At 38.8% G+C, this 22,154-nt stretch carries 24 protein-coding genes and 3 pseudogenes; 15 read left to right on the forward strand and 12 right to left on the reverse strand.

Annotation, left to right across the window (positions count from 1 at the left end; translation table 11 throughout):
• The first annotated feature begins 15 nt into the window (after nucleotides 1–15).
• On the forward strand, nucleotides 16–243 hold the full coding sequence (locus tag MOB98_RS14015; RefSeq protein WP_268361566.1) for a sulfurtransferase TusA family protein: 228 nt from the start codon (nucleotides 16–18) through the stop codon (nucleotides 241–243).
• Nucleotides 244–304: 61 nt separating this feature from the next.
• Nucleotides 305–1,081, forward strand: coding sequence for a sulfite exporter TauE/SafE family protein (locus tag MOB98_RS14020; RefSeq protein ID WP_268361569.1), 777 nt, complete (start codon nucleotides 305–307; stop codon nucleotides 1,079–1,081).
• Nucleotides 1,082–1,103: 22 nt separating this feature from the next.
• Here the strand turns inward: MOB98_RS14020 and MOB98_RS14025 are convergent.
• The 3 genes and pseudogenes from MOB98_RS14025 to MOB98_RS14035 form a co-directional block, all read right to left on the reverse strand.
• Nucleotides 1,104–1,190: pseudogene (locus tag MOB98_RS14025) on the reverse strand (SMI1/KNR4 family protein); the annotation flags it as partial.
• Between the two features lie 290 nt (nucleotides 1,191–1,480).
• The gene (locus MOB98_RS14030; protein ID WP_268361571.1) at nucleotides 1,481–2,524 is read right to left on the reverse strand and encodes a nitronate monooxygenase; all 1,044 of its coding nucleotides are present in this window, start codon (nucleotides 2,522–2,524) and stop codon (nucleotides 1,481–1,483) included.
• 101 nt (nucleotides 2,525–2,625) lie between these two features.
• A pseudogene (locus tag MOB98_RS14035) lies at nucleotides 2,626–2,844 on the reverse strand (LysR substrate-binding domain-containing protein); the annotation flags it as partial.
• A 298-nt stretch (nucleotides 2,845–3,142) separates the two neighbouring features.
• Between MOB98_RS14035 and cspC the strand changes: the two are divergent.
• Nucleotides 3,143–3,343 carry a cold shock protein CspC gene (gene cspC / locus MOB98_RS14040; RefSeq protein ID WP_268361572.1) on the forward strand — a complete coding sequence of 67 codons (201 nt, stop codon included), beginning with the start codon at nucleotides 3,143–3,145 and terminating at the stop codon, nucleotides 3,341–3,343.
• Between the two features lie 613 nt (nucleotides 3,344–3,956).
• Here cspC and MOB98_RS14045 read toward each other — a convergent pair.
• Both MOB98_RS14045 and MOB98_RS14050 read right to left on the reverse strand, forming a co-directional pair.
• Nucleotides 3,957–4,418 (reverse strand): CarD family transcriptional regulator, encoded by a 462-nt coding sequence (locus MOB98_RS14045; protein ID WP_268361576.1) that lies wholly within the window; start codon nucleotides 4,416–4,418, stop codon nucleotides 3,957–3,959.
• 414 nt (nucleotides 4,419–4,832) lie between these two features.
• The gene (locus MOB98_RS14050; RefSeq protein ID WP_268361579.1) at nucleotides 4,833–5,714 is read right to left on the reverse strand and encodes an AraC family transcriptional regulator; all 882 of its coding nucleotides are present in this window, start codon (nucleotides 5,712–5,714) and stop codon (nucleotides 4,833–4,835) included.
• Between the two features lie 113 nt (nucleotides 5,715–5,827).
• Between MOB98_RS14050 and MOB98_RS14055 the strand changes: the two genes are divergently transcribed.
• From MOB98_RS14055 to MOB98_RS14065, 3 genes are all read left to right on the forward strand, one after another.
• A complete protein-coding gene (locus MOB98_RS14055) occupies nucleotides 5,828–6,778 on the forward strand; it encodes an EamA family transporter (RefSeq protein ID WP_268361581.1) in 951 nt (316 codons plus the stop codon).
• A gap of 539 nt (nucleotides 6,779–7,317) precedes the next feature.
• Entirely contained in the window at nucleotides 7,318–7,692 is a 375-nt protein-coding gene (locus tag MOB98_RS14060) for a hypothetical protein (RefSeq protein ID WP_268361595.1), read from the forward strand.
• A 289-nt stretch (nucleotides 7,693–7,981) separates the two neighbouring features.
• Complete coding sequence (locus tag MOB98_RS14065; protein ID WP_268361584.1) at nucleotides 7,982–8,572, forward strand: YdeI/OmpD-associated family protein; 591 nt, start codon at nucleotides 7,982–7,984, stop codon at nucleotides 8,570–8,572.
• Between the two features lie 191 nt (nucleotides 8,573–8,763).
• Here the strand turns inward: MOB98_RS14065 and MOB98_RS14070 are convergent, their stop codons facing one another.
• Nucleotides 8,764–9,039 carry an HPr family phosphocarrier protein gene (locus MOB98_RS14070; RefSeq protein WP_268361586.1) on the reverse strand — a complete coding sequence of 92 codons (276 nt, stop codon included), beginning with the start codon at nucleotides 9,037–9,039 and terminating at the stop codon, nucleotides 8,764–8,766.
• Nucleotides 9,040–9,447: 408 nt separating this feature from the next.
• Here MOB98_RS14070 and MOB98_RS14075 point away from each other — a divergent pair, with 408 nt between their 5' ends.
• Nucleotides 9,448–9,993, forward strand: coding sequence for a TetR/AcrR family transcriptional regulator (locus MOB98_RS14075; RefSeq protein ID WP_268361588.1), 546 nt, complete (start codon nucleotides 9,448–9,450; stop codon nucleotides 9,991–9,993).
• A 196-nt stretch (nucleotides 9,994–10,189) separates the two neighbouring features.
• Here MOB98_RS14075 and MOB98_RS14080 read toward each other — a convergent pair whose 3' ends face one another.
• Nucleotides 10,190–11,065 carry an AraC family transcriptional regulator gene (locus MOB98_RS14080; protein WP_268361590.1) on the reverse strand — a complete coding sequence of 292 codons (876 nt, stop codon included), beginning with the start codon at nucleotides 11,063–11,065 and terminating at the stop codon, nucleotides 10,190–10,192.
• Nucleotides 11,066–11,295: 230 nt separating this feature from the next.
• Complete coding sequence (locus tag MOB98_RS14085) at nucleotides 11,296–11,967, reverse strand: hypothetical protein (RefSeq protein ID WP_268367134.1); 672 nt, start codon at nucleotides 11,965–11,967, stop codon at nucleotides 11,296–11,298.
• A 92-nt stretch (nucleotides 11,968–12,059) separates the two neighbouring features.
• Between MOB98_RS14085 and MOB98_RS14090 the strand changes: the two are divergent.
• Nucleotides 12,060–12,463 (forward strand): annotated as a pseudogene (locus MOB98_RS14090) (class I SAM-dependent methyltransferase); the annotation flags it as partial.
• A 251-nt stretch (nucleotides 12,464–12,714) separates the two neighbouring features.
• Here MOB98_RS14090 and MOB98_RS14095 read toward each other — a convergent pair.
• The gene (locus MOB98_RS14095; RefSeq protein WP_268358398.1) at nucleotides 12,715–13,476 is read right to left on the reverse strand and encodes an MBL fold metallo-hydrolase; all 762 of its coding nucleotides are present in this window, start codon (nucleotides 13,474–13,476) and stop codon (nucleotides 12,715–12,717) included.
• A gap of 255 nt (nucleotides 13,477–13,731) precedes the next feature.
• Here MOB98_RS14095 and MOB98_RS14100 point away from each other — a divergent pair, with 255 nt between their 5' ends.
• Nucleotides 13,732–14,142: an Lrp/AsnC family transcriptional regulator gene (locus tag MOB98_RS14100; RefSeq protein WP_268358397.1), complete on the forward strand. Its 411-nt coding sequence runs from the start codon at nucleotides 13,732–13,734 to the stop codon at nucleotides 14,140–14,142.
• Nucleotides 14,143–14,257: 115 nt separating this feature from the next.
• Here the strand turns inward: MOB98_RS14100 and MOB98_RS14105 are convergent, their stop codons facing one another.
• Complete coding sequence (locus MOB98_RS14105) at nucleotides 14,258–15,121, reverse strand: DMT family transporter (protein WP_268358396.1); 864 nt, start codon at nucleotides 15,119–15,121, stop codon at nucleotides 14,258–14,260.
• A gap of 155 nt (nucleotides 15,122–15,276) precedes the next feature.
• Between MOB98_RS14105 and MOB98_RS14110 the strand changes: the two genes are divergently transcribed.
• A complete protein-coding gene (locus MOB98_RS14110; RefSeq protein ID WP_268358399.1) occupies nucleotides 15,277–16,668 on the forward strand; it encodes a PLP-dependent aminotransferase family protein in 1,392 nt (463 codons plus the stop codon).
• A 223-nt stretch (nucleotides 16,669–16,891) separates the two neighbouring features.
• Nucleotides 16,892–17,317, forward strand: coding sequence for a MaoC family dehydratase (locus tag MOB98_RS14115; RefSeq protein WP_268358395.1), 426 nt, complete (start codon nucleotides 16,892–16,894; stop codon nucleotides 17,315–17,317).
• A gap of 59 nt (nucleotides 17,318–17,376) precedes the next feature.
• Here MOB98_RS14115 and MOB98_RS14120 read toward each other — a convergent pair whose 3' ends face one another.
• Nucleotides 17,377–17,949 carry an alpha/beta hydrolase gene (locus MOB98_RS14120; protein ID WP_268358394.1) on the reverse strand — a complete coding sequence of 191 codons (573 nt, stop codon included), beginning with the start codon at nucleotides 17,947–17,949 and terminating at the stop codon, nucleotides 17,377–17,379.
• Nucleotides 17,950–18,031: 82 nt separating this feature from the next.
• Nucleotides 18,032–18,361, reverse strand: a complete 330-nt coding sequence (locus MOB98_RS14125) for a winged helix-turn-helix transcriptional regulator (protein WP_268358392.1) — start codon at nucleotides 18,359–18,361, stop codon at nucleotides 18,032–18,034.
• A gap of 384 nt (nucleotides 18,362–18,745) precedes the next feature.
• Here MOB98_RS14125 and MOB98_RS14130 point away from each other — a divergent pair, with 384 nt between their 5' ends.
• From MOB98_RS14130 to arsC, 4 genes are all read left to right on the forward strand, one after another.
• Complete coding sequence (locus tag MOB98_RS14130; protein WP_268358390.1) at nucleotides 18,746–19,618, forward strand: YitT family protein; 873 nt, start codon at nucleotides 18,746–18,748, stop codon at nucleotides 19,616–19,618.
• Between the two features lie 432 nt (nucleotides 19,619–20,050).
• The gene (locus tag MOB98_RS14135; protein WP_268358388.1) at nucleotides 20,051–20,386 is read left to right on the forward strand and encodes an ArsR/SmtB family transcription factor; all 336 of its coding nucleotides are present in this window, start codon (nucleotides 20,051–20,053) and stop codon (nucleotides 20,384–20,386) included.
• 12 nt (nucleotides 20,387–20,398) lie between these two features.
• Nucleotides 20,399–21,706, forward strand: coding sequence for an arsenic transporter (locus tag MOB98_RS14140; protein WP_268358387.1), 1,308 nt, complete (start codon nucleotides 20,399–20,401; stop codon nucleotides 21,704–21,706).
• 15 nt (nucleotides 21,707–21,721) lie between these two features.
• The gene (gene arsC, locus MOB98_RS14145) at nucleotides 21,722–22,141 is read left to right on the forward strand and encodes an arsenate reductase (thioredoxin) (RefSeq protein ID WP_268358386.1); all 420 of its coding nucleotides are present in this window, start codon (nucleotides 21,722–21,724) and stop codon (nucleotides 22,139–22,141) included.
• Nucleotides 22,142–22,154 lie beyond the last annotated feature (13 nt).

The following is a 22,154-nucleotide window of genomic DNA, read 5'->3' on the forward strand; positions in this document are numbered from 1 at the left end:
AGAGGAGAGATAAACATGAAATCAGATAAATTATTAGACGCAAAAGGCCTGGCATGTCCAATGCCAATCGTCAGAACAAAGAAAGCGATGAATGAACTGGAATCAGGTCAAATATTAGAAGTGCATGCAACTGATAAAGGATTCAAAAGTGACCTAGCAGCATGGTCTAAATCAGGTGGACATGACATCTTAGAGCAAGCTGAAGATGGAGATGTATTGAAATTCTGGGTTCAAAAAGGCTAATGAATATGAAGGGGTATCGAATAAAAAGATACCCTTTTCCTTTGAAAAGGAGGAAACCCGAATGGACATTGCCTTTATTATCACTCTTTTCATCATAGGGTTTATTGGCTCCTTTATTTCTGGAATGATTGGTATTGGAGGATCTGTTATTAATTACCCGATGTTATTATACGTTCCTTCTTTAGTAGGAGTGATGTCATTAACAGCCCATGAAGTTTCAGGGATAGGAGCTATTCAAGTTTTCTTTGCAACACTTGGTGGTGTTTGGGCTTATCGTAGGAGTGGGTTTTTAAATAAAAAATTAATCCTTTACATGGGAAGCAGTATTCTTATAGGGAGTGTATTGGGTAGTTACTTTTCTCATCTCATATCTGAAAAAGGAATTAACTTTATATACGGAATTCTGGCCATTATAGCTGTTATTTTAATGTTGATACCTAAAAGAGGCCGAGCACATAAAGAAGGCGAAGAAGTGATATTTAATAAATGGTTAGCTTCGTCCATAGCCTTTATCATTGGCGGCGTATCAGGTATTTTAGGAGCTGGCGGCGCCTTTATCCTAGTTCCCATTATGTTATCGATTTTAAATATTCCTGTAAGAATCACCGTCGCTTCATCTCTTGGGATCACATTTCTTTCGTCTATTGGAGCAACAGTTGGAAAAGTGATCACAGGCCAGGTTCTTTTTGTACCAGCTCTGGTTCTTATTATTGCTAGTTTAATTGCTTCTCCTATTGGCGCAAAAGTTGGACAAAAAGTAAATACAAAATTCCTGCAATGGATTTTAGCACTATTAATAGGTGCAACAGCCTTTAAAATTTGGTTTGAGCTCCTTTGATATGAGACAACGGGTAAAATGAAGAGTCATAACCGAGTATCATAGTTCCGAACGCGCCTCCTGAACCATACTCAGTTAAAAACCATTTATAACTGTCTGGAAGGGTTACTCTGAAATATGTTGTTGGCTTTCAAAAAGGAAGAGTAGGACAATTCTATCCGGAACTATTAAAATAACATAATCTTTATTTCCATATTTTATGTGAAGTTTCTTTTAATCATCAAGTCATTTTTAATATAGGAGCTATCGATTTTTCGAATAGGATCATCTTATTGCGAATGAGGGACAATCTGCATCCTGATATCGGCTAGGTTTCACGATTCAGAGTGAGAAATCACGAAGAAAAAGCAAACTACATATCGAAGTTTGCTTTTTTGCTATATCAACAATGAGATGCACCTATATTTTTATATCCTCTGGGCAAAGCTTATGTAAAAGCTGCTTAACCGACATTTCCTCAGTCAATGATCGTATTCCTTGCCCAGCCCATAATGACATCTGATCATGGTTATTTTGAAGTGAAGCCTGCTGTCTCATTGCCTTCGTTAGTGTATTTTGATATGGATACGGAAGGGTTTGTGTCTCAAACTGTTCTTTTTCCTCCATCCATTTATTTACGATTCCTCTGGCCTCTTTACCTGAAAATAATGTCGTAAGCTTTGTATCTGCTTCGTTTGCTTCTAGTATTTTCTGTTTATGCACTGGATGGGCGTTGCTTTCGTGACAAATTAAAAAGGCAGATCCGATTTGTACGCCTTGAGCTCCAAGGGTTAAAGCTGCTTTTACTCCTCTATGGTCTATTATGCCCCCAGCAGCTATGACTGGTACGCTCAGTGCATCTGCTGCTTGTGGGATCAAAGCCATTAAACCCACGGCAGACTCACCTTTGGAAGGCAAGAATGCTCCGCGATGTCCGCCGGCTTCACTTCCTTGAAGGACTACTATATCCATTCCCCGTTCTTCCATTAACAATGCTTCCTCTACTGTTGAAGCGGTTCCAATTAAACAGCAACCTGAAGTCTTTAGCTCCTTTACAGCGTCTTCTGGCGGCAGATCAAAAGTGAAGGAGCAAGCCTTTACCTTGTATCTTAAAATCATATCGATTTTTTGGTAGAAGTCATCCCACTCTTCCTGCACAGATGTGAATTGATTTACTTGATCAGCTAACGGTATGTTTTTTTTCCACGAGTCTATTTGATCTTCTGACGGCATTTCTAGACCTAACGGAACAAATACATTCACTTGAAAAGGAGCGTCTGTCAGCTCAAACATTTCTTTCAGTTGTTGCTCTAGTAATTCTGGCGTAAGATATCCCGATGCTAAACTGCCGAGAGCATCTTGATTCGAAACGGCAGCTGCCAGTCGCGGCTTTGTAATACCGCCAGCCATTGGAGCTTGAATAATTGGTTTTGTTAAGGAAAACCTCTTCATAAATTCATTCATACCGAATCCCCCCGTTAAGACATGAATTTTGAAAAAAAGATTATTTTCAATTTTAGTCAAAGACTCGTATTCGCTTAAATTTATCGTTTTCCTTCTTTTTGTCAATTCATGTTTTTCTGAAAATGCTCCCTCATATTCGTTAAAAAAGTAGATAAAGCAGGTGTAATTAAAGTGTCCTTTCGTCTAATAAACATAGTTGTTACTAGAGAATATTTGTCAGAGATCGCATGGCTGCGGATGCGGCCTTGTTCTTCATGCGCGGCAATAATTGAACGAGGCAGCAGTGAAATACCCAAGCCGGCGCTAACACAGCCAATAATTTAATATTCGTTACCTCTCCTAAAACAATTAAAACTACAGGACCACTATTTCTTATTAATTGAATTTACCTTTTTCCAATTGAGATTGGAGTCTTATTCGCTTACCTGAAAATTGAACAAATAATTACAAAATAAAATGATAATATTAATTCGCAATTATTTCCGATTGCTGTTATAATAAAGAAGAATTATTTTTGTTCGGTGTAAAGGATAGTATGAATATTGACTTTTCGTCTTGATGATACTTTGGGCAAGGATAGTAACACAATGTGTGGTAACGCACTAGGAGGCAACAAAAATGGAACAAGGTACAGTTAAATGGTTTAATGCAGAAAAGGGTTTTGGCTTCATCGAACGTGAAAATGGAGACGATGTATTCGTACACTTCTCTGCAATCCAAAGTGACGGTTTCAAATCTTTAGACGAAGGTCAAAAAGTAACGTTTGACGTTGAACAGGGTGCTCGTGGGGCTCAAGCTGCTAACGTAAAAATTGCTTAATCTTTAATCGTTTATACAAACAGGCTCTTTATAGGGCCTGTTTTTTTATGTCCTCTGTATAATACTCAATAAAAAACCCTACTCAACATTCGAGTAGGGGCATGTACAAGGTAATAGAAAAAGATTTAAAACGTCAAAGGTTTGTTTACAGTATAACATAATGGATTGACTATATGCGGAATGTATATAAATTGTTTATGTTCTTTTCGAATACAACTACACGTGAAAAATTCTTTTTATGTTGACGATATGTTACAACTTTCAGATCTTTTTTTATGAAAAGAAGATAACAATTGATGTCGCAGTGAATTTAAGAAATTCTTATAGATAGAGGGGAAATTGATTGATTATTTTCTGGAAATAATCACTTAGAGATACCTAAAGCAATGAAAGCCCTGCCTCTCTCCCATCCTTACGGCTCCTTGTCCGTGCCAGTGAGAATCAGGTTTGGCTTAACAATTTGATAAAACTTTAAAAGTTCGCAGGAAGAAATTCTAATAATAAGAGTTGTAGGACATAGAGGGTAATGTTCTAAAAGTAAAGTTGAATGATTTCCTTTTTAATCATCATAATCTGTTTAATTCAGGATCTTTTTCATGACCTGTAATTAACCTTAACAGAAACTTTTTATTTGATTTTCAGTGATTCCTTTAATTACTTCCAGTTCACTAATTAAAAATTCATATGCGTTATCGAGCATTTTTTTTTCGCTTGCATTAAGTGCTTTTTCTTTTTTCATACGCATTAAATCACGTACAACTTCAGCGCCTTCTTGTATTTCACCCGTTTTTATTTTGTCTGTGTTTACTTTATACCTTTGTTTCCACGGCAGTAACTTATCTGATTCTCCATGCTGATAAATGTGGATAATGTGTTTTAAAGCAAGTATATCAGTAACTGGCCGTATTTTTGAACTTAATATGTTACGCGTTGGTATCATAACTGTCATCTTACTGATTGACATTTTTATGACATAATACTGTTGTTTTTCCTCTAAGAATTCTTTTTCTTCTATGGCTTCAATTATACCGGCTCCGTGCATTGGATAAACAATATTATCGCCAATTTGAAACATTAATCCACCTCCATATATTGTACCCTCTTTAGATTATCATACATGTAGGCGAATTATCAAAATTTCAATAATAACATGATGAATTTTTATTTGTCAATCACTTTTTCAAAATCATATCAAGCAAAAACTATTTAATATTAGGGAACGTCGTGTCGGATTCTCCAACTAGAAAATAAGCTCTCATCACGAGTGATTGGTTTTAGAATGTTGAGGGCCTAGTGTAGTGAGCCAATCATCCTTGGAGGATTCGAGTCCTCTCGGCCGCATCAACGATACCAAGGGCACTTAATGTGGACAGAAAAGGTTTGCTGACGTTTGACATTTTGCTACCGAGAGATGACCACAATTTATACATTAGAAGGGAGCACCATTCACAGGGACTCCCTTTATTAATAGTAGAATAAACCTTATGAACTACTGCTTCACATGAATTTTTTTATATGACAATGGTGTCATTTTCATCGCTTGTTGAAATTTGCTTATAAAATAACTGGTACTGTTAAATCCAACTTGATAAGACACTTCTGTCACATTGGTGTCCGGGTGTTGCAGTAACAATAAGCTTTTTTGGATTCTATAATCCAGGACATAACGTAACGGCGTTTTATTCAGCATTCGTTTAAAATAGCGGCAGCACTCAGAACGGCTCAGTTGGCCAGCTTTTGCAATGTCCTCTAGTGTGATTTTTTCAGCATAATGGTGATGGATCCAGTTTAACATTTGTTTCATTCGGTGACTTTTTATCATTTCAGATTGATCGTACTCTAATTGAAAGCCATTTAAGACTAAGTTTTTCCACATTACAGTTAATTGCATGGTAATGTCAATCTCATAGAGCGATGTCCTTTGTTGAACCAGTTGATTTATTTTTTTAACAGCTTGTAGAATGTTTTTTGCCCAATGTTGGTTTCCATCCAAACATAAATAAGATAAATTAGTTGAAAACATATAGGGCTGAACATAGTTTGGATACAGCTCTTGAGATAAAACGAAATGGGGTGAAACATTTAAGCAAATATACGTACAATCCGAGTGATCCTTTTCTTCTGCCATGTGCAGGCAGCCACTGTTGATAAATAATCCATCTCCTTCTTGTACCACTACTTTTTCTTCATTTATTTGAAAGACCGCCACCCCTTTTAGTATCAAAACAAATTGAATTTCGTCATGCCAATGAAGCGGTATATAGCCATTTATATTTTGATTGATCCTTGTCTCGTAACAGGCAACCGGTAATTCTACCGTTCGGTGTTCTGTTAATTCTTTTAAACTCTGATCAATCAAAAAACTTTTCATTTGGGCATTCTCACCTCAATATATTTATATTTTTTCGTTCGATTTGAGTATTTTTTATAAGGGTTCACATTTATTATAACACTATTATTATATTTATTAGTGAGGAGTCAGGTATGAATACTTCCAAAAGAGGAATGGGATTGTTCTATGTAATCACAGGGGCGACATGTTGGGGAATTGGAGGTACAGTAGCGAAAAAGCTTTTTCAAGAATATCAAATTGATGTCAATTGGCTTGTAACGACACGCTTGCTTACGGCTGGAATGCTACTCTTAATGCTCCAATTGTTCAGTAAGGAACGGTCTCAGGTTATTGGGATTTGGAAAAACAAAGCGTCAGCTTGTCAGCTTCTTATTTTTGGTTTATTGGGAATGCTTGCTGTGCAGTACACATATATGGCATCCATTCAACATGGGAATGCTGCCGTTGCTACGTTATTACAATATTTATCCCCAGTCATCGTCATCATCTATTCGCTTTTGCGAAAACGAACTGTTCTTACTAAACAGGATATCATAACAGTATTGCTTGCTTTGGCCGGGTGCTTTTTTCTGCTAACAAATGGTTCAATTTCTCAACTTTCAGTACCAGAAATAGCAGTAGTATGGGGAATCTTATCAGGATTCGCGGCAGCTTTTTATACTTTATATGCTGTTGGTTTATTAATCAAATTTGATTCTCTTGTTGTGGTAGGTTGGGCTATGGTTATTGGAGGTTTTGCATTAAGCTTTATCCATCCGCCATGGCAACTGGATTTTCAATTCTTAACAGCCGAGGCATATGCATACATTTTATTTGTTATATTGTTTGGAACAATGATTGCGTTCTGGTTCTTCATCAAAAGCCTGGAAAGCCTTTCACCTAAAGAAACAAGCCTGTTAGGCAGCTTAGAGCCGCTATCAGCAGTTATAACAACTGTTGTTTGGCTAAAGGAACCATTTGGCTATTTTCAATGGATTGGTGCTGTATGTATTATAGGAATCACTCTGATATTGGCTTTACATAAAGGACCTTCTATTCAGAGTGAAAAATCTATTGGAAATCATGCAAATAATAATTTATAAAAGATAAATAAGATACTTTATTAAGGCCCAGTAGGTGAAGGGTTAAGCGATAATACCAAGAGTTATAGGCCTTTGGTGTTTTTTTCACCTATCTTTAAAAGTTAGTCAGCCATTTCCTTAGTCGTTATTACCATCCGGTAGTAGAATGGTCTCGCGAAAGTAAAGATAAGCCAGACTGTGTTAAAAGGGTATACACCCAATTCTGAAAAGATTGTTGGCACATAGCATGTGAAGTACACCAAAAGGGATCGAGTAGAAGAATGTAGGATGGAGGATACCATATAAAACAATAGGTTCTGGATTGCCTATATTCCATAAATTTTGTTATGTTGTTAGATAAAGGATCTAAACGTGTCATTTAACTGCATATGAGATACATCTTTAAATCGATTTAAAGATGCACTTTGGTATATGGGATTTGATCAAGATTACTTATAGCTGTGATACTCACTGCATATTCTTTTGTTGAGTAACATAAAATGGTTATCGGATTTAAAAAAGGCAGGACTACCCGCTCTTTAGGTAAAGGGGTTATAACATTGTTAAAAAGGTTTTGTCTGGTTTGTTTAACGCTTATGATATCTATCGCTGTTGTGCTAGTAGCTGCTAAAGATTCTCCTGGAAATAACGTCATTTCATTTGATCAGCCAATTATCTTATTGATTTCAATTGGCATAGTAGTTTTTTTATTCATCCCTCCATTAGCCATGTCCTTTTTTGGCAACTGGGTTGTAAGAATCATATCTGGAGTATACCAATGTTTTATCGTTTTAACTTTTCTGGGGCTCATACCAATTGGATTTCTTATCCCTAATGGCTTTTTGACAATCCTTTTTTCTATTGCTGGAACTTTAGTCAGTATAGCGAGTGTTGTCGTAACCTTATGCGTTGGCAAGAATAAAAAACTTACATAATAATAGAATTGCTGCTTTGTCAAGTAGACAGTGATGTAATAAAACTAGGTGAGAGGGCTATAGCGGCCTTCTCTTTTTATGTTGCGGACTTGAATATAGCCCTTGATGTTTTTTTTGTTGCATCATCTCCGCTTTAGGCTTAATCTATTGAATAATAAGCAGAACCTCTAGACGAATAAAATAAATACTGTGATGTCAAAAATAAATTGGCTGGACTTCATTAGTGTTCATTACGTAAATGTACGACGAACCAGTAAGTCTTAACGCCTGGAAAGAGGGGAATTCCTTCATGACAAACAGCAAAACAAATCCGAAGGTTGATGATTTTTTAAGTAAAGCAAAAAAGTGGAAGAAAGAATTTGAGAAGTTGAGAACCATCACTCTTGACTGTGGGCTGACTGAAGAGTTTAAGTGGATGCATCCTTGTTACACATATAATAATAAAAATATCGTTTTAATACATGGGTTTAAAGAATATTGTGCGCTTCTGTTTCACAAAGGTGCCTTGTTGAAGGATCCCCATGAGATTCTTATCCAACAAACGGAGAATGTACAGGGGGCGCGCCAGATTCGGTTCACCAATGTTCAGGAAATAGATGAAATGGAAACCATTTTGAAAGCCTATATTCATGAAGCCATTGAAGTTGAAAAAGCCGGTTTGAAAGTGGAGAAAAAGAATATAGAATTCATTATTCCTGAAGAGCTTCAACATAAATTTGATGAAATCCCTGACTTGAAAACAGCTTTTGAAGCATTGACCCCGGGACGGCAAAGAGCGTACATTCTCTATTTTTCTCAAGCCAAACAATCCAAAACCCGAGAGTCCAGAGTTGAAAAATATGTGCAAAACATTCTCGATGGAAAGGGATTAAAGGAGTAGAATTCGGCTATACAAAGGGGCTAAGTAAACTGCGGGGAATCTCAAATCAATCAATGAGAAAAGTCTACCTAAACAGGAAACATACCAAATGATATTGGTATGTTTTTTAATTTACATTCTTAGTGGAGTGTAAATAATAATTACGGCGCTTATATGTATCCACACTGTTATGTTTTCAGGGGACATCAAGTTTACTGTACATACTCTTTTTTTATTAAATAATCTTTAATGAATTGTATAGCCTGCGCTTCGTCAGCTCCATTAGCCATTATATATATTTGGTGTCCAGGTTTAATTCCTAAGTCCATAATGTCCATGACGGACTTATGCGAGTGTTTTAGGTTGACAGTTTTCCCTCGGTATTCAAGAAAAATATCTGATCTAAATCGATGCGATAAACTTACTAACAGGGTTGCTGGTCTTGCAAATCCTGTTTCCTTCATGATCGTAAACTGTTTTTTAATCATTCTTCACCTCATAGGTTTATTAAGAAAGGGGACATACCATATCCGCTATCAGGTTTATCCCAAAATGGGACGCCTTGTCGCTCTGAGGAAAAGTTTAGCCCCGCGCCAGGCTGTCTGCCGCGGATGGGGATAAAAGCATGACAAGTACCGCCGCTATGTGGAGACCGTGCGCCCAAATAAGCAAGTTGACATACACCCTTTCTCATTTTGTGTGCAAAATTTTTTGTACTAAAATGGACAGTGACTTCATTTGAAAAAGGACAAGCAGTGTTGATTAATAAATCAGCAGTTGTTTATTATTGTAAATAGAAAAATAGTGTGTACAATGGTCAAATTCATGCAATTCGTTGATTATTCAACGTTTCAAACTAAATTGTTGATTATCTTAGGAAAGTTAGGTGACCAGCTATGTCCAAAGTGGATAGAAGAATAACCAAAAGCCAAGAAGCGATTAAGAGGGCTCTGATTGAGCTGATGACTGAAAAAAGTTTTGATCACATAACCATTAAGGATATTGCTGATAGAGCAAATGTTAATCGAGGAACCATTTATCTTCATTACTTAGATAAATTTGATCTCTTAGATAAGATTATGGAAGAGCATATAAACAATATGGGGGATTTTTGCGAATCAGCAGCTGAAATGGATTGGATTGAATCAACGATACACTGTATGGAATACCTAGAGAGAAATTATTTATTCTTTTCAACGATGTTGGCAAGTGAGGGAGCGCGATATTTTCGCAGTCAGTTCCTTAAGTTTAATATCGAAGAGTTCAAGAAAGATGTCGATATAACGAAAGGAAAAAATCAGGGCCAAAGTGAAGATGTCATTGTTGAATTTGCTGCAAATGCATACGTAGGCGTCGTCGAATGGTGGTTAAAAAATGAAATGCCGTATCCACCTCGTATCATGGCAGAAAGAGTGGGGGAATTGTTAGAGAGGATTGTATAATTTAACCTGCGATCAGAATCCTTCATTTCATTCAGAAGCCAATGAGATGGATGGAGATGATCAAACATGCCCCAGACCGTTTTATTATTGCGGTTGAAAACAGCCTGCACAATGTTAGGAGCTTGCATAATAAAAACATACCAAATAAAGAATATTGGTATGTTTTACATTCATATAGAATCTTCATCTGTCAAACTTATTGCTTTTTTGAAATCGGTATCCATATTTCACTTTTAAAAGAGGGTGATGTTACATCCTTATGCTCGTTCCAGAGGATTTCTGGACCTTCTATTTGTTCATAATTTGAAGATGGAAACCATTCGGAATAAATGCGTCCCCATACTTCTTGCAGTGTTTCCGGAAATGGTCCGGCCGCTTCGAATACAGCCCATGTTGAGGCAGGAACTTCTAGCTGTGAGAGATGATGTGGACATTGTTTTGTTGTGGCTGCGCCAATATAGTGATCAAGCTCTCCTTTTCCCTCTAACCGATCTTCAGAAAAGTTCGTGGATGCACTAATCAGACCCAAAGGGGCTACATTCGATAGGTTTTTAAGCTGATTGATTGCTACTTCATCTAAACTTTCCCACATAGATGCAATCTCCGGATTAACCCCTTTGAAAATAATAGGGACCCTTTTCTTTATGCCAACGATGCGAAAGGCCTCTTTTTCTTCAATGCGAAAGTTCATTTCACTTCCTCCTTTGATGGATAACTGGAAGGTCATGCGCGGATAAGCTTTAAGTGAATGGCCATTACGCCTGGCTTCTGATGGTTTTATGCCGTGCAAATGTTGAAATGCCCGTGCAAAAGAATCCGGTGAGTGATAACCATACTTGATTGCAATGTCAATCACCTTTACGCTGCTATCTTTAAGTTCAAAAGCTGCAAGAGTAAGACGTCTGCGGCGGATATATTCCGATAATGTAATACCTGCAAGGAAGGAAAACATTCTTTTTAAATGATATTCAGAGCAGAAAGCAAGCTTTGCAGCTTCTTTAAAATCAATTTCATTAGTAAGATTTTCTTCAATATACTCTAATGCTCCATTCATGCTTTTTAGCAAATCCATTTGTTTGACCTCCTTTAACAAAAGAATAACAGGGGTGAAATATATCTACCCGACTTTCTGTGCACAGTTTTGCAGGATAACTTAACCTAAAACAGTGCCCATTTTGTGCCCGAAATGAATATAAAATAGGCATTGAAATGACTATAAACGTTTTTCTAACTGATCATATGCTTCCTCTTTATTGAGAGCCTGCTAGAATAACCCGGGAGGTTCAAGTCTTCTCTGTAGCATTAATGAATCGACATCATATCAATGAGCTGCTTTACTTTCTCATCGTCGCCTGTATCAACATATACTTTTTTTGTGTTTTTGATGATATTTTCAGTCACTTCACGCATTACGCCTTGATCTAAATGATGAGCGGAATCCCAGCGTAAAGGAACATTGTATACGTTAATCGTGCCATCCCCATTGCCGCTATAAGTTATTGATCCATCCACTAATCGAGAACCTGCTAATTGGATGATATCTTCTGGATAACTGGCACTGGTATCATCATTTGGGTTGATTGGTTCACCGGCTGAAATGTGTCGAACATTCAATTCATCTATCTCTTGATTTGCTCCAAGCTGTAGCCACACTCGAGCATATTCAATTTTCTCAGAAGGATATGCTGCCAATACATGATCTTCTTCACCTTTCTCCTCGTTTTTTTCTTTTTCTGAAGAGGTTTGATTTGATTCATCCGTTGAGGATTCTTCTGATCCTGACGCTGGCTCCGATTCATCTTTGCCTATTTTGGTGCTGTCTTCCATCTTGTTGCTCATTTCATCAGATAGTACATCAGAATCATGATTTGAAGGTTGTTTTGCTTCTTCGTGCTTACTGTCCGAACATCCAGCAAGCAATAAGGCAAGCAGCAGGGCAACATGAAAATAAAGTGTTTTGCTGAGTTTCTTCATTTTTTCATTCCTCTCCATTCACTCGGTTGCAGCTTCATATAAAGCTGTATGCATCTAAATATTACCATGTAATAGATATATCTTTTTGAAAAATGAAGAGGAAACGATTTTGGAAATCGATTCTAAAAGACCGGCTGTTATTCTTATTTCAATATATAGGTCATCCAAGAACTGTTGGTGCCATCCTTCCGCGTTCAAGGCTTCTAGGAGATAAAATGATGGAGGAAATTGATTTTAAGACAGCCAATTACACTGTCGAATATGGACCAGGCACAGGTGTATTTACAAAAAAACTGCTTGAAAAACGAAATCCAAAGACGATTATGTTATTAGTTGAACAAAATAACGCATTTTATTTAATCTTGAAAGAAAAATTTAAAGACGAAAAAATGTATTCATTATCAGTGGATCTGCCGAAGAAGGCAGTCGTTATTTTAAGGAATATGGTATACCTTATACAGACTATGTGGTTTCCGGTCTTCCTTTGCAGAAACTAAGTTTGGTTGTTCTAAGCTAGATATGCTATCAATACCATCATTCTAAGGAAAAATAAAAAAAGAGACCAAGCCAATGCTTGATCACTAAGTAAAATCATCTCTTATGTCACTCATTAGCTTTTTAGGCAGGAACACCAAGCTGATGGAGAATGTCATGCCACATCAACATAAGAATGTCTGTTCAATCATTTAACCTAATTCTTTATTGTTTCAACGGACATCATGACATCTTATATCCTGAAATAAACATTTAAAATGAATATGATTCGCCATCTTCAGGCACGAAGACACGTGAGGAGATTCCTTTTTCATGAATAAAGGACTTTAATTCTTCTCTTGATAATCCCCAATGGTTGACAGCCTCCATGTGGCTCACAATAATGTTTGCTTTTGGAGCAGCCTTATACGTTTCATAGATATCTTCTTTACCCATGACAAGAGAACCGCCTTCATAGAATTGATTATCTCCGCCGTTCACTACAATGATGTCTGGCTGATGTGTATCAATCTCTTCCCGAACTGCATCGTACCAGACAGTATCTCCGGCGATATATAACGTTTTCTCACTTTGGTGTTTGAAGACGACACCGCATACAAGACCTGCCAGTTTTAGAATTTCTCCTCTTCCGTGTTCGCCTTTAGTTTTTATCAGTTGAATGCCTTCAAAGATTGTATCTTTTGTTAACACTTCGACATTTTTGAAACCGGCATTTCGCATTTCTGTAGCATCCTCTTCATTTTGGGAGAACAATTTGATCCCTTTTGGCAATAGCTCTTTAGCTGCCTCATCCCAATGGTCGAGGTGCAGATGGGTAACAATCACAGCATCAATGTCTTGAATCAAATTGTCGACAGATGTTGGCAGCTCAACTAAAGGGTTGTTTTGGTCCTGTCTTGGCGCATTTGGGAATGGAGGGTAAGCCCCTTTATCAGCTAACATAGGGTCTATTAAAAACGTTTTGCCTGCATATTCGACAACAAGTGTGGCATTACGAATTTGTTGAATGTTCATGTGCAAAACTCCTTTTCTTACATATGTGTATAGTCTACATACAGCTGCTGAATAAATACATGGAACAAATCAAGTCTTTCTGTCGATTGACTTGATTTTTGAAAGTATTTTGGATCCATTGTCACTAAGGTATAATCGGGGTAATTGAAACACGGTGAAAGAAACGGATTTTATAGTTATGTACAAGGCTGCACCTTTTTAGGAGCTGATGTACAGGATGGTTTTATTTTCATCATATTGAAGGGACTTGATTTCATGTTAGATCACACGGACATGCAAATATTGAAAGAGTTGTCTAAGAATAGCCGCATTACAATGAAGGAATTAGGCGAGAAAGTTCATTTAACAGGGCAAGCAGCCGCCTCGAGGGTTGCCAAATTAGAAGACAACGGTGTAATTGAGGGATACACCATTAAAGTGAACCAAGTGAAATTAGGGTGTTATATACATGCTTTGCTTAACATCTATACAAAAAGCACCCATCATCAGCCATATTTGTCATTTATCAAAACACAAGCGGAATATGTACTCAATAATTATAAAATTAGCGGGGATGGCTGTTATCTTCTTGAATGCAGATTTCCGTCTCATGAAATGTTAGATCAATTTTTAGTGGAATTAAACAAGCATGTCAATTATAAATTATCGATTGTCATTAACAAATAGAGGCTCTTTCTCTTTCAAAGCTAAATAATATGTGAGGTCTAAACCCTCTCGGCCACATCAAATACCAAGGGCTGCAGACCCTTGGTATTTTTCATGCCTTCTTTTATAGTCTGTCTTACTTTGCAAATCGCCGAGCCCCTGCTACGCACATGATAACGGCGATATTCACTGCCACGAGTGCCCAGCCTACTTTCTCGTGCAGAATCACTGAGGCTAGCAAGAGCCCAAAGAAAGGCTGGAGAAGCTGCAGCTGTCCGACTGACGCAATTCCGCCTTGGGCAAGACCCCGATACCAAAACACGAAGCCGATCAGCATGCTGAATAAGGAGACATAGGCAAGACTGAGCAGCGCAGAAACGCCAATAGACGACCATGAGTCCGGCGTAAAATAGAACGACAATGGCAGCATAAGAGGAAGCGAGAGAACGAGTGCCCAAGAGATCACCTGCCAATAGCCGAGACGTCTAGAAAGCCTGGCCCCTTCTGCATAACCAAGACCGCAAACAACGATAGAAGCCAGCATGTATGCGTCGCCAAGCGGAGATGAACCTCCCCCCTGAATCAGGGCGAAGCCTGCCACTAGCAAGCTGCCAGCAGCTGAGAATATCCAGAAGACCGGCCGGGGGCGTTCCCCTCCGTGCAGTACGCCGAAGATCGCTGTCGCAAGCGGAAGAAGCCCAATGAAGACAATCGCATGAGCGGATGTGACATACTGAAGCGCTAAGGCTGTCAGCAAAGGGAAACCGATCACCACGCCGAGCGCCACTACCAACAGTGAAATGATGTCTCTTTTGGCAGGATGCTGCTGCCGGAAGATGAGTAGGAGACATCCAGCCAATACACCAGCTATTGCAGCACGGCACACGGTGAGGAACAATGGGTCGAAGTCCGCCACAGCCAAGCGGGTCGCTGGCAGCGAGCCGCTGAAAATGAGTACGCCTATAAAACCATTTATCCAGCCATTTGTTGTTTTGTTCAATTGCAATCACTCCAAATATATTTCTTTTTCATGATCTGGATGTTCTTAACAAAACCAGTATCTAAGGATTACAATGACTATAAACTGAAATCGGCCTTTTATAAACAGCCAGTTTTCATAAATAAATGCATACCAGTTAGGAGAAAAACGTGCAAATGGATATCACGCCTTTTTTGAATAGAAACCTGGATATTCCGCTTTATCAGCAGCTTTATCGGTATTTCAAAGAAAACATGCATCAAGGGCGTATTCAAAAAGGAATGAAGCTCCCTTCAAAAAGAATCCTGGCGAGTCAGCTTTCCATCAGTCAAACGACTGTAGAACGTGCGTATGAACAGCTTGCGGCTGAGGGCTATATCGTGAGCAAGCCAAGAAGCGGATGGTTTGCTGACTATCATGATTCTGATGTTGCCTATCATAAAATGCCGAGCGCATCACCTTTTAAAGAAAAAGTTCAAGAAAATAAACAATGGATTGATTTTCACTATGGAAATGTAGATTCTTCTTACTTTCCTTTTTCCGCCTGGCGAAGAAGCATGGTCAATAGCTTAGACCAATATGGCGACGAGCTTTATCGGCCGGGAGATGCTTTAGGAGAGTTTGCACTAAGAACACTCATTGCGGAGTACCTGTATCAATCACGCGGTGTCCATTGTGTCCCTGAACAAGTCATCATAGGTGCCGGCAATCCTATTCTTCTGCAAATTTTGTGCCAAGTTTTTGAACCGAATATTTCCATAGGATATGAGGATCCCGGTTATCCAAGAGCACGCAAGATTTTTGAAGCCAATCGTTTGAATATACTTCCTATACCGGTTGATGATGAAGGAATCTGCATACAGAAGATCAAAGAACAGCAGCCGAACCTTGTATATGTCACGCCTTCCCATCAATTTACGCTGGGAACCATTATGACGATTAACAGAAGAATGGAGCTCCTCAAATGGGCGGCTGAAAGTCATTCATTTATCATAGAGGATGATTATGATGGGGAATTTAGATACACAGGGCAGCCGGTTTCTTCTTTGCAGGGGCTTGACCAGCATAACCGTGTCATTTATATGGGCACTTTTTCTAAGTCTCTTCTTCCCTCGCTGCGTATCAGCTACATGATTCTTCCTTCGCCTCTTTTGAAAAAAGGCCATAAAATAACGTCCTTATATAAGCAAACGGTGTCCTGCCACAGTCAGCTGACGCTGGCTGACTTTATAAAAAGCGGAGAGTGGCAAAAACACATCAACAGAATGAGAAAGCTTTACCGGAAAAAAAGAGCCGCTTTATTAGAGGCTGTACAAAGAGAACTGGGAAAGCATGTCAGGATTCGCGGAGAAAACTCTGGGCTTCGTATCTTACTTGACGTTTATTTGCCATTTAGTGAAAAAGAGTTGATTGAGAAGGCAAAGGAACATGGGGTGAAAATTTACCCTGTTTCACTTTCTTATAAAAACAATCCTCCTGCGAAAAGGGTCTCACTTGGATTTGCAGGAGTTTCAGAATTCAACATACGAGAAGGCATCAAAAAACTAAAAACTGCCTGGAGGATATGAGAGGCCAGAAAGCCATTAGGGGATGATGGCTATTAAAATATCCACAGTTATGAATGACAATACTGAAGATATAAGTGCCCTCAGTCTCTAGCTCCTGATCAGTTTTGGATGTAACACTTCAGATGACAGGCGATTGATGAAGCTTTACGTGAGATTTTTTTATTTGCTGATGTCGCAGTGATACAATAAACAAGTACACAAATGACAAAATAGAGGTGTAAGAATGAAGTTAGATGAGTTTACAATCGGTCAGCTATTCAAAACGAAATCTTTAACATTAACAAAAGATGATATTATGCGGTTTGCAAGTGAATTTGACCCTCAATATATGCATGTAGATGAAGAAAAAGCGAGTAAGGGCAGATTTAATGGAATTATTGCTTCTGGCATACAAACACTGGCCATTTCTTTTAAGCTTTGGATTGAAGAAGGTTTGTATGGAGACGATGTGATTGCCGGAACAGAAATGAATCATATGACATTCACAAAACCCGTTTATCCAGGTGATGAACTGCATACCATCGTTGAGGTGCTTGATAAGCAGCCAAAGAGAAATGGATTGGGAATCCTCACTGTATTGTTATCTACTTATAATCAAAAAGAAGAAAAAGTTTTTGAAGGTGAGTTATCGGTATTGATGAAGCAATAACTTATAAGGCCCGCTTTCCTAAAGCGGGCTCGATTCAAAAAGCTAATGGGTGATGGATTTTAGCAAGTTTCTTTTGAAAAATAAGAGGTTAACACATCATAAACAATAGGCAAAGAAGTAAATCCCTCATCTTCTAGAAAATGACCCCCGTGCTGGACTTCATATAACGCAGCGTCAATTTGTTGTGCCAGTTCCTTGCTCCATGAGAAAGGCACAATTTGGTCATCCTTAGAAGCAATGACAGCACGGTGCTTCGCGGACTCGATGATTTTTTGATGATCAATCGATCCCTGTGTAAATTCATCTAACATCTTTAAAGCAGGCAGTGATTTGGCAAAGCCGGAAACCAGTATGATTCCGCCAAGTTGTTTACGTAATTGAATATGTTCCAAAAATCTCAAGATGGCGGGGCATCCTAAGCTGTGCGCAACCAAATACGTATTTTCATCTAAAGTGTGTAGATAAAAAGAGAGTGTATCCAGCCAATCCTCAAGTCTTGGCTGGTGCGGATGAGGCATATTTAAAATGTCTGCTTTGACCCCATCTGCGAGCAGACGTTTTTTCAGCCAAGGGAACCAATGGTTTGTTGAGGATGCTCTGTAGCCATGAATGATATAGACTTGTTTTGTCATTTTTTTCTCCTAACGACTATTTTCATTCAGTATAAAATTCCTCTCTTTGGGAAACAAGTACGCACTTTTTTGTAAGTGGCTTTTACTTATGAGACATTCCTTGTGCCATTCCCCACTTACACATTTCATCTATAAGGGGATACAAAGACAGCCCTCTGGCAGATAACGAATACTCCACTTTCAGTGGGGTTTGAGAAACCTCAGACCGATGAATAAGACCGTCGGTTTGCAATTCCTTAAGCTGTGCGCTTAACATTTTATGGGTGATGAAGGGCATAGCCCGTTTCAGCTCGCCGTATCTCATCGTTTTTTCACACCCTAACTCATAGAGAATTCTCATTTTCCATTTGCCTCCTATCAGAGATAAGGTGTATTCAAATGGGGCTTGTTTACTGCGGCATAGGCTATTCATTGTAATCAAACCTCCTTTTGTAAGTATAATAACAGAATAAATCAGGAATTTCGGTGCGGTGTTGAAGTTTGAGGGGCCTGGCGGGTAAATCTGAGGCGGCTTACGTTCTCTCGGCTGCGAACATGAAACCAAGGATCTTGCTTGATTGGCCAGGGCTGAAGCTTAATCTGTCAGAGCTTGAACCACATGATATTTGTGACGTGATCCACAATCTGAACTGAAAGGGCGATTGCTCAACAGGCTGCATGGCACACTGAATGTTATAAGTCAAAGAGGGTTATCTTACTGTTAATTACTTTATTTGAAAAAACCGATGTTTTTAGCTGAAAATATCTATTATGGTATAGTTAAATATAACGAAATATTTGAGAAATGAGGAATGGTATGAATACAGTCAAAAAACATAAAAAATCTAAAGCGAAAATGATTCTGCAAGTCATTATGGTTGTGATCGGAGGAATTATAGCGGCATATGGACTGGAAACAGTGCTCATTCCAAACAGTGTCTCTGATGGAGGGGTGACTGGTCTTAGCATCGTTGGTTCACAACTATTCAATCTGCCGCTGGGGATTCTGATTGCTGTGATCAACATTCCGTTTGTGTGGTTAGGATATAAGCAAATTGGGAAAAACTTTGCGTTATTATCCATTATCGGAATCATATCGCTTGCCGCGGGGACAAGCTTTTTCCACCACACACCCGCTATCATTGAAGGAGATACCTTGTTAATCACCGTAGTCGGCGGGATTATCCTTGGATTCGGAATGGGGTTAGCGCTGCGTAATGGCGGCGCGTTAGATGGAATTGATATGCTTGCTGTGCTATTATCCAGAAAACTGCCATTTGGAACGAGCGATCTTATCTTATTCTTAAACCTTTTTGTATTTATTTTTGTATCCATAGTATTTGGCTTGCAAGGGGCGTTGCTTTCAGTCATTGCTTACTACATTGCCTCCAAAGTCATTCATGTCGTTGAGGAAGGTTTAAGCGGTTCTAAAACCTTTCAAATTATTACCTCCGAACCTGAATTAATGGTAGAGACCATACGTGATCAATTGGGCCGAAGCGCAACATATAAAGAAGCTTACGGGGGGTTTTCCCACGAGAAATTTAAAGAAATCACATGTGTCATCAACCGCTTAGAAGAAACCAAACTAAAGGAAATTATTAATGATATCGATAAATCTGCCTTTGTTACCGTATATGACGTCGCTGAGGTAAAGGGCAGCAATTTTAGAAACCTGAATAATCATTAGAAAATTTTCGCCACCATCTATTTTGGACATGTCATCATGAGTCGTATCATAGAAATACCAAGGGTTTTGCGCTCTTGGTATTTTTATGTTTGAAGACATTTCCGTCTCATCTACCAGTTTACATGTTGTTTCAATTTTAATGTGTAAATGGAGCAGCTTTGACAATGGATATCGGTAAATAATGTAGGGGTCTCATCAGGAGGTTGATATGAAGGAATTATAAATATTTGATGTTCCAAATATAAGGGATTGTTTATATAAATAAAAGCTTATATAATGGCAGTGGCTAAGGAAACGCGGGGAGATACTCAGGTTTTCGTTTTCGGCGTTTTGATACTTAAGATAAACGGAGCGCTGCATATAGAGACGTATAATCATTTGGCGTATAGATGACGATTTGGTTATATATTGATTTGTGAAGGAGGAGTACATATGACGATTGACGTTGCTGCGATGACTCGCTGTTTAAAAACACTAAGTGATCAAACAAGGCTTATGATGATGACATTATTTCTTGAAAAAGAATATTGTGTCTGTCAATTGGTTGAGATGTTCGACATGAGCCAGCCCGCCATAAGCCAGCATTTGCGAAAATTAAAGAACGCAGGATTTGTGAACGAGGACAGAAGAGGGCAATGGCGTTATTATTCAATAAACAGATCATGTCCTGAGTTTGATACATTGCAATTTCTTTTACAGCAAATCGATCAGGAGGACAAATGGTTAACTCACATCAAACAAAAGGAAACTCAAGCGTGTTGCCAGTAAGGAGGCATTAGATTGACTTCAGTCATTTTGGCTTTATTTATCTTTTTATTCACTTTAGTCTTGGTAATATGGCAGCCGAGAAACTTGTCTATAGGGTGGTCAGCCTGCGGAGGAGCTGTTTTGGCTCTAATAGCTGGAGTTGTCAGTTTTCAAGATGTATTAACGGTGACAGGCATTGTTTGGAATGCGACATTGGCTTTTGTGGCTATCATTATTATCTCATTAATCCTCGATAACATCGGTTTCTTTGAATGGGCAGCGCTTCATATGGCGAAGGCTGCAAAAGGAAACGGTGTGCGCATGTTCGTTTATGTATCAATATTAGGGGCGGTAGTCGCTGCTTTATTTGCAAATGATGGTGCAGCTCTTATATTGACACCAATTGTATTAGCGATGGTCAGAGCTTTAAACTTCAATGAAAAATTGGTTTTTCCTTTTATCATTGCCAGCGGGTTTATTGCAGATACGACCTCGCTTCCGTTAGTAGTGAGCAATTTGGTTAACATCGTTTCAGCAGATTATTTTCATATTACGTTTATTGATTATGCATCCAGAATGATTGTCCCGAACTTGTTTTCGTTATTCGCGAGTATCATTGTACTGTACCTTTTCTTCAGAAAAAGCATACCAAAACGTTATGAGCTGACTGAGGTGAAAAAACCTGTAGAAGCCATAAAAGATCAATACATGTTCAAGCTGTCATGGTATATCTTAGGACTTCTGTTAGTTGGATACTTTGCAAGTGAATTCTTATCGATCCCTGTTTCAGTGGTAGCAGGGATCATTGCAATCTTTTTCTTAATGGCTGCAAAAAAGAGTCCGGCCGTTCATACCAAAAAAGTGCTGAAAGAAGCGCCGTGGGCTATCGTGTTCTTCTCAATTGGCATGTATGTTGTTGTGTATGGTGTCCGAAATGCTGGATTGACAGATGTCCTTTCAGATGTGATTCAAGCCATGGCTGATCATGGATTATTTGCAGGTACGGTTGGAATGGGCTTTATCGCGGCGATTCTTTCTTCCGTTATGAATAACCTGCCGACTGTCATGATTGATGCATTGGCCATTGCCGGCACAGATACACATGGAATGATGAGAGAAGCGCTCATATACGCAAATGTCATCGGCTCAGATTTAGGACCTAAAATAACGCCGATTGGTTCCTTGGCGACACTATTATGGCTCCATGTCCTGTCACAAAAAGGTGTGAAGATTTCTTGGGGCACATACTTTAAAACAGGAATCATTCTCACAATCCCAACATTATTGATTACACTTGTCGGCCTGTATCTTTGGCTGATGATCATCCATTCATGTTCTTAAAAGGAGAAGATAGACATGTCAAAGAAAACAATTTACTTTTTATGCACTGGTAACTCCTGCCGCAGCCAAATGGCTGAAGGATGGGGGAAAAAATACCTTGGAGACAAGTGGAACGTGCACAGCGCAGGAATCGAGGCTCATGGCTTAAACCCTCATGCCGTCAAAGCAATGAAGGAAGCAGGGATTGATATTTCCGACCAAACCTCAGATATCATTGATCCGAACATTTTAAACAATGCTGATTTGGTTGTTACCCTCTGCGGTGATGCAGCTGACAAATGCCCAGTGACACCTCCGCATGTAAAACGCGAGCACTGGGGATTTGATGATCCTGCAAAAGCACAAGGAACAGATGAAGAAAAATGGGCGTTTTTCCAAAGAGTCCGTGATGAAATTGGAGACCGCTTAAAACAGTTTGCTGAAACTGGGGAATAAGACTCAGAAGAAA

This window comes from Bacillus sp. N13C7 (assembly GCF_026790065.1).
Classification (GTDB): Bacteria; Bacillota; Bacilli; order Bacillales; family Bacillaceae; genus Bacillus.

What these genes read in the sequence shown, in the direction of transcription:
- MOB98_RS14015 (WP_268361566.1), top strand. Translation starts at nt 16, where the DNA reads ATGAAATCAGATAAATTATTAGACGCAAAAGGCCTGGCATGTCCAATG.
- MOB98_RS14020 (WP_268361569.1), top strand. Translation starts at nt 305, where the DNA reads ATGGACATTGCCTTTATTATCACTCTTTTCATCATAGGGTTTATTGGC.
- MOB98_RS14030 (WP_268361571.1), bottom strand. Translation starts at nt 2,524, where the DNA reads ATGAATGAATTTATGAAGAGGTTTTCCTTAACAAAACCAATTATTCAA.
- cspC (WP_268361572.1), top strand. Translation starts at nt 3,143, where the DNA reads ATGGAACAAGGTACAGTTAAATGGTTTAATGCAGAAAAGGGTTTTGGC.
- MOB98_RS14045 (WP_268361576.1), bottom strand. Translation starts at nt 4,418, where the DNA reads ATGTTTCAAATTGGCGATAATATTGTTTATCCAATGCACGGAGCCGGT.
- MOB98_RS14050 (WP_268361579.1), bottom strand. Translation starts at nt 5,714, where the DNA reads ATGAAAAGTTTTTTGATTGATCAGAGTTTAAAAGAATTAACAGAACAC.
- MOB98_RS14055 (WP_268361581.1), top strand. Translation starts at nt 5,828, where the DNA reads ATGAATACTTCCAAAAGAGGAATGGGATTGTTCTATGTAATCACAGGG.
- MOB98_RS14065 (WP_268361584.1), top strand. Translation starts at nt 7,982, where the DNA reads ATGACAAACAGCAAAACAAATCCGAAGGTTGATGATTTTTTAAGTAAA.
- MOB98_RS14070 (WP_268361586.1), bottom strand. Translation starts at nt 9,039, where the DNA reads ATGATTAAAAAACAGTTTACGATCATGAAGGAAACAGGATTTGCAAGA.
- MOB98_RS14075 (WP_268361588.1), top strand. Translation starts at nt 9,448, where the DNA reads ATGTCCAAAGTGGATAGAAGAATAACCAAAAGCCAAGAAGCGATTAAG.
- MOB98_RS14080 (WP_268361590.1), bottom strand. Translation starts at nt 11,065, where the DNA reads ATGGATTTGCTAAAAAGCATGAATGGAGCATTAGAGTATATTGAAGAA.
- MOB98_RS14085 (WP_268367134.1), bottom strand. Translation starts at nt 11,967, where the DNA reads ATGAAGAAACTCAGCAAAACACTTTATTTTCATGTTGCCCTGCTGCTT.
- MOB98_RS14095 (WP_268358398.1), bottom strand. Translation starts at nt 13,476, where the DNA reads ATGAACATTCAACAAATTCGTAATGCCACACTTGTTGTCGAATATGCA.
- MOB98_RS14100 (WP_268358397.1), top strand. Translation starts at nt 13,732, where the DNA reads ATGTTAGATCACACGGACATGCAAATATTGAAAGAGTTGTCTAAGAAT.
- MOB98_RS14110 (WP_268358399.1), top strand. Translation starts at nt 15,277, where the DNA reads ATGGATATCACGCCTTTTTTGAATAGAAACCTGGATATTCCGCTTTAT.
- MOB98_RS14115 (WP_268358395.1), top strand. Translation starts at nt 16,892, where the DNA reads ATGAAGTTAGATGAGTTTACAATCGGTCAGCTATTCAAAACGAAATCT.
- MOB98_RS14120 (WP_268358394.1), bottom strand. Translation starts at nt 17,949, where the DNA reads ATGACAAAACAAGTCTATATCATTCATGGCTACAGAGCATCCTCAACA.
- MOB98_RS14125 (WP_268358392.1), bottom strand. Translation starts at nt 18,361, where the DNA reads ATGAATAGCCTATGCCGCAGTAAACAAGCCCCATTTGAATACACCTTA.
- MOB98_RS14130 (WP_268358390.1), top strand. Translation starts at nt 18,746, where the DNA reads ATGAATACAGTCAAAAAACATAAAAAATCTAAAGCGAAAATGATTCTG.
- MOB98_RS14135 (WP_268358388.1), top strand. Translation starts at nt 20,051, where the DNA reads ATGACGATTGACGTTGCTGCGATGACTCGCTGTTTAAAAACACTAAGT.
- arsC (WP_268358386.1), top strand. Translation starts at nt 21,722, where the DNA reads ATGTCAAAGAAAACAATTTACTTTTTATGCACTGGTAACTCCTGCCGC.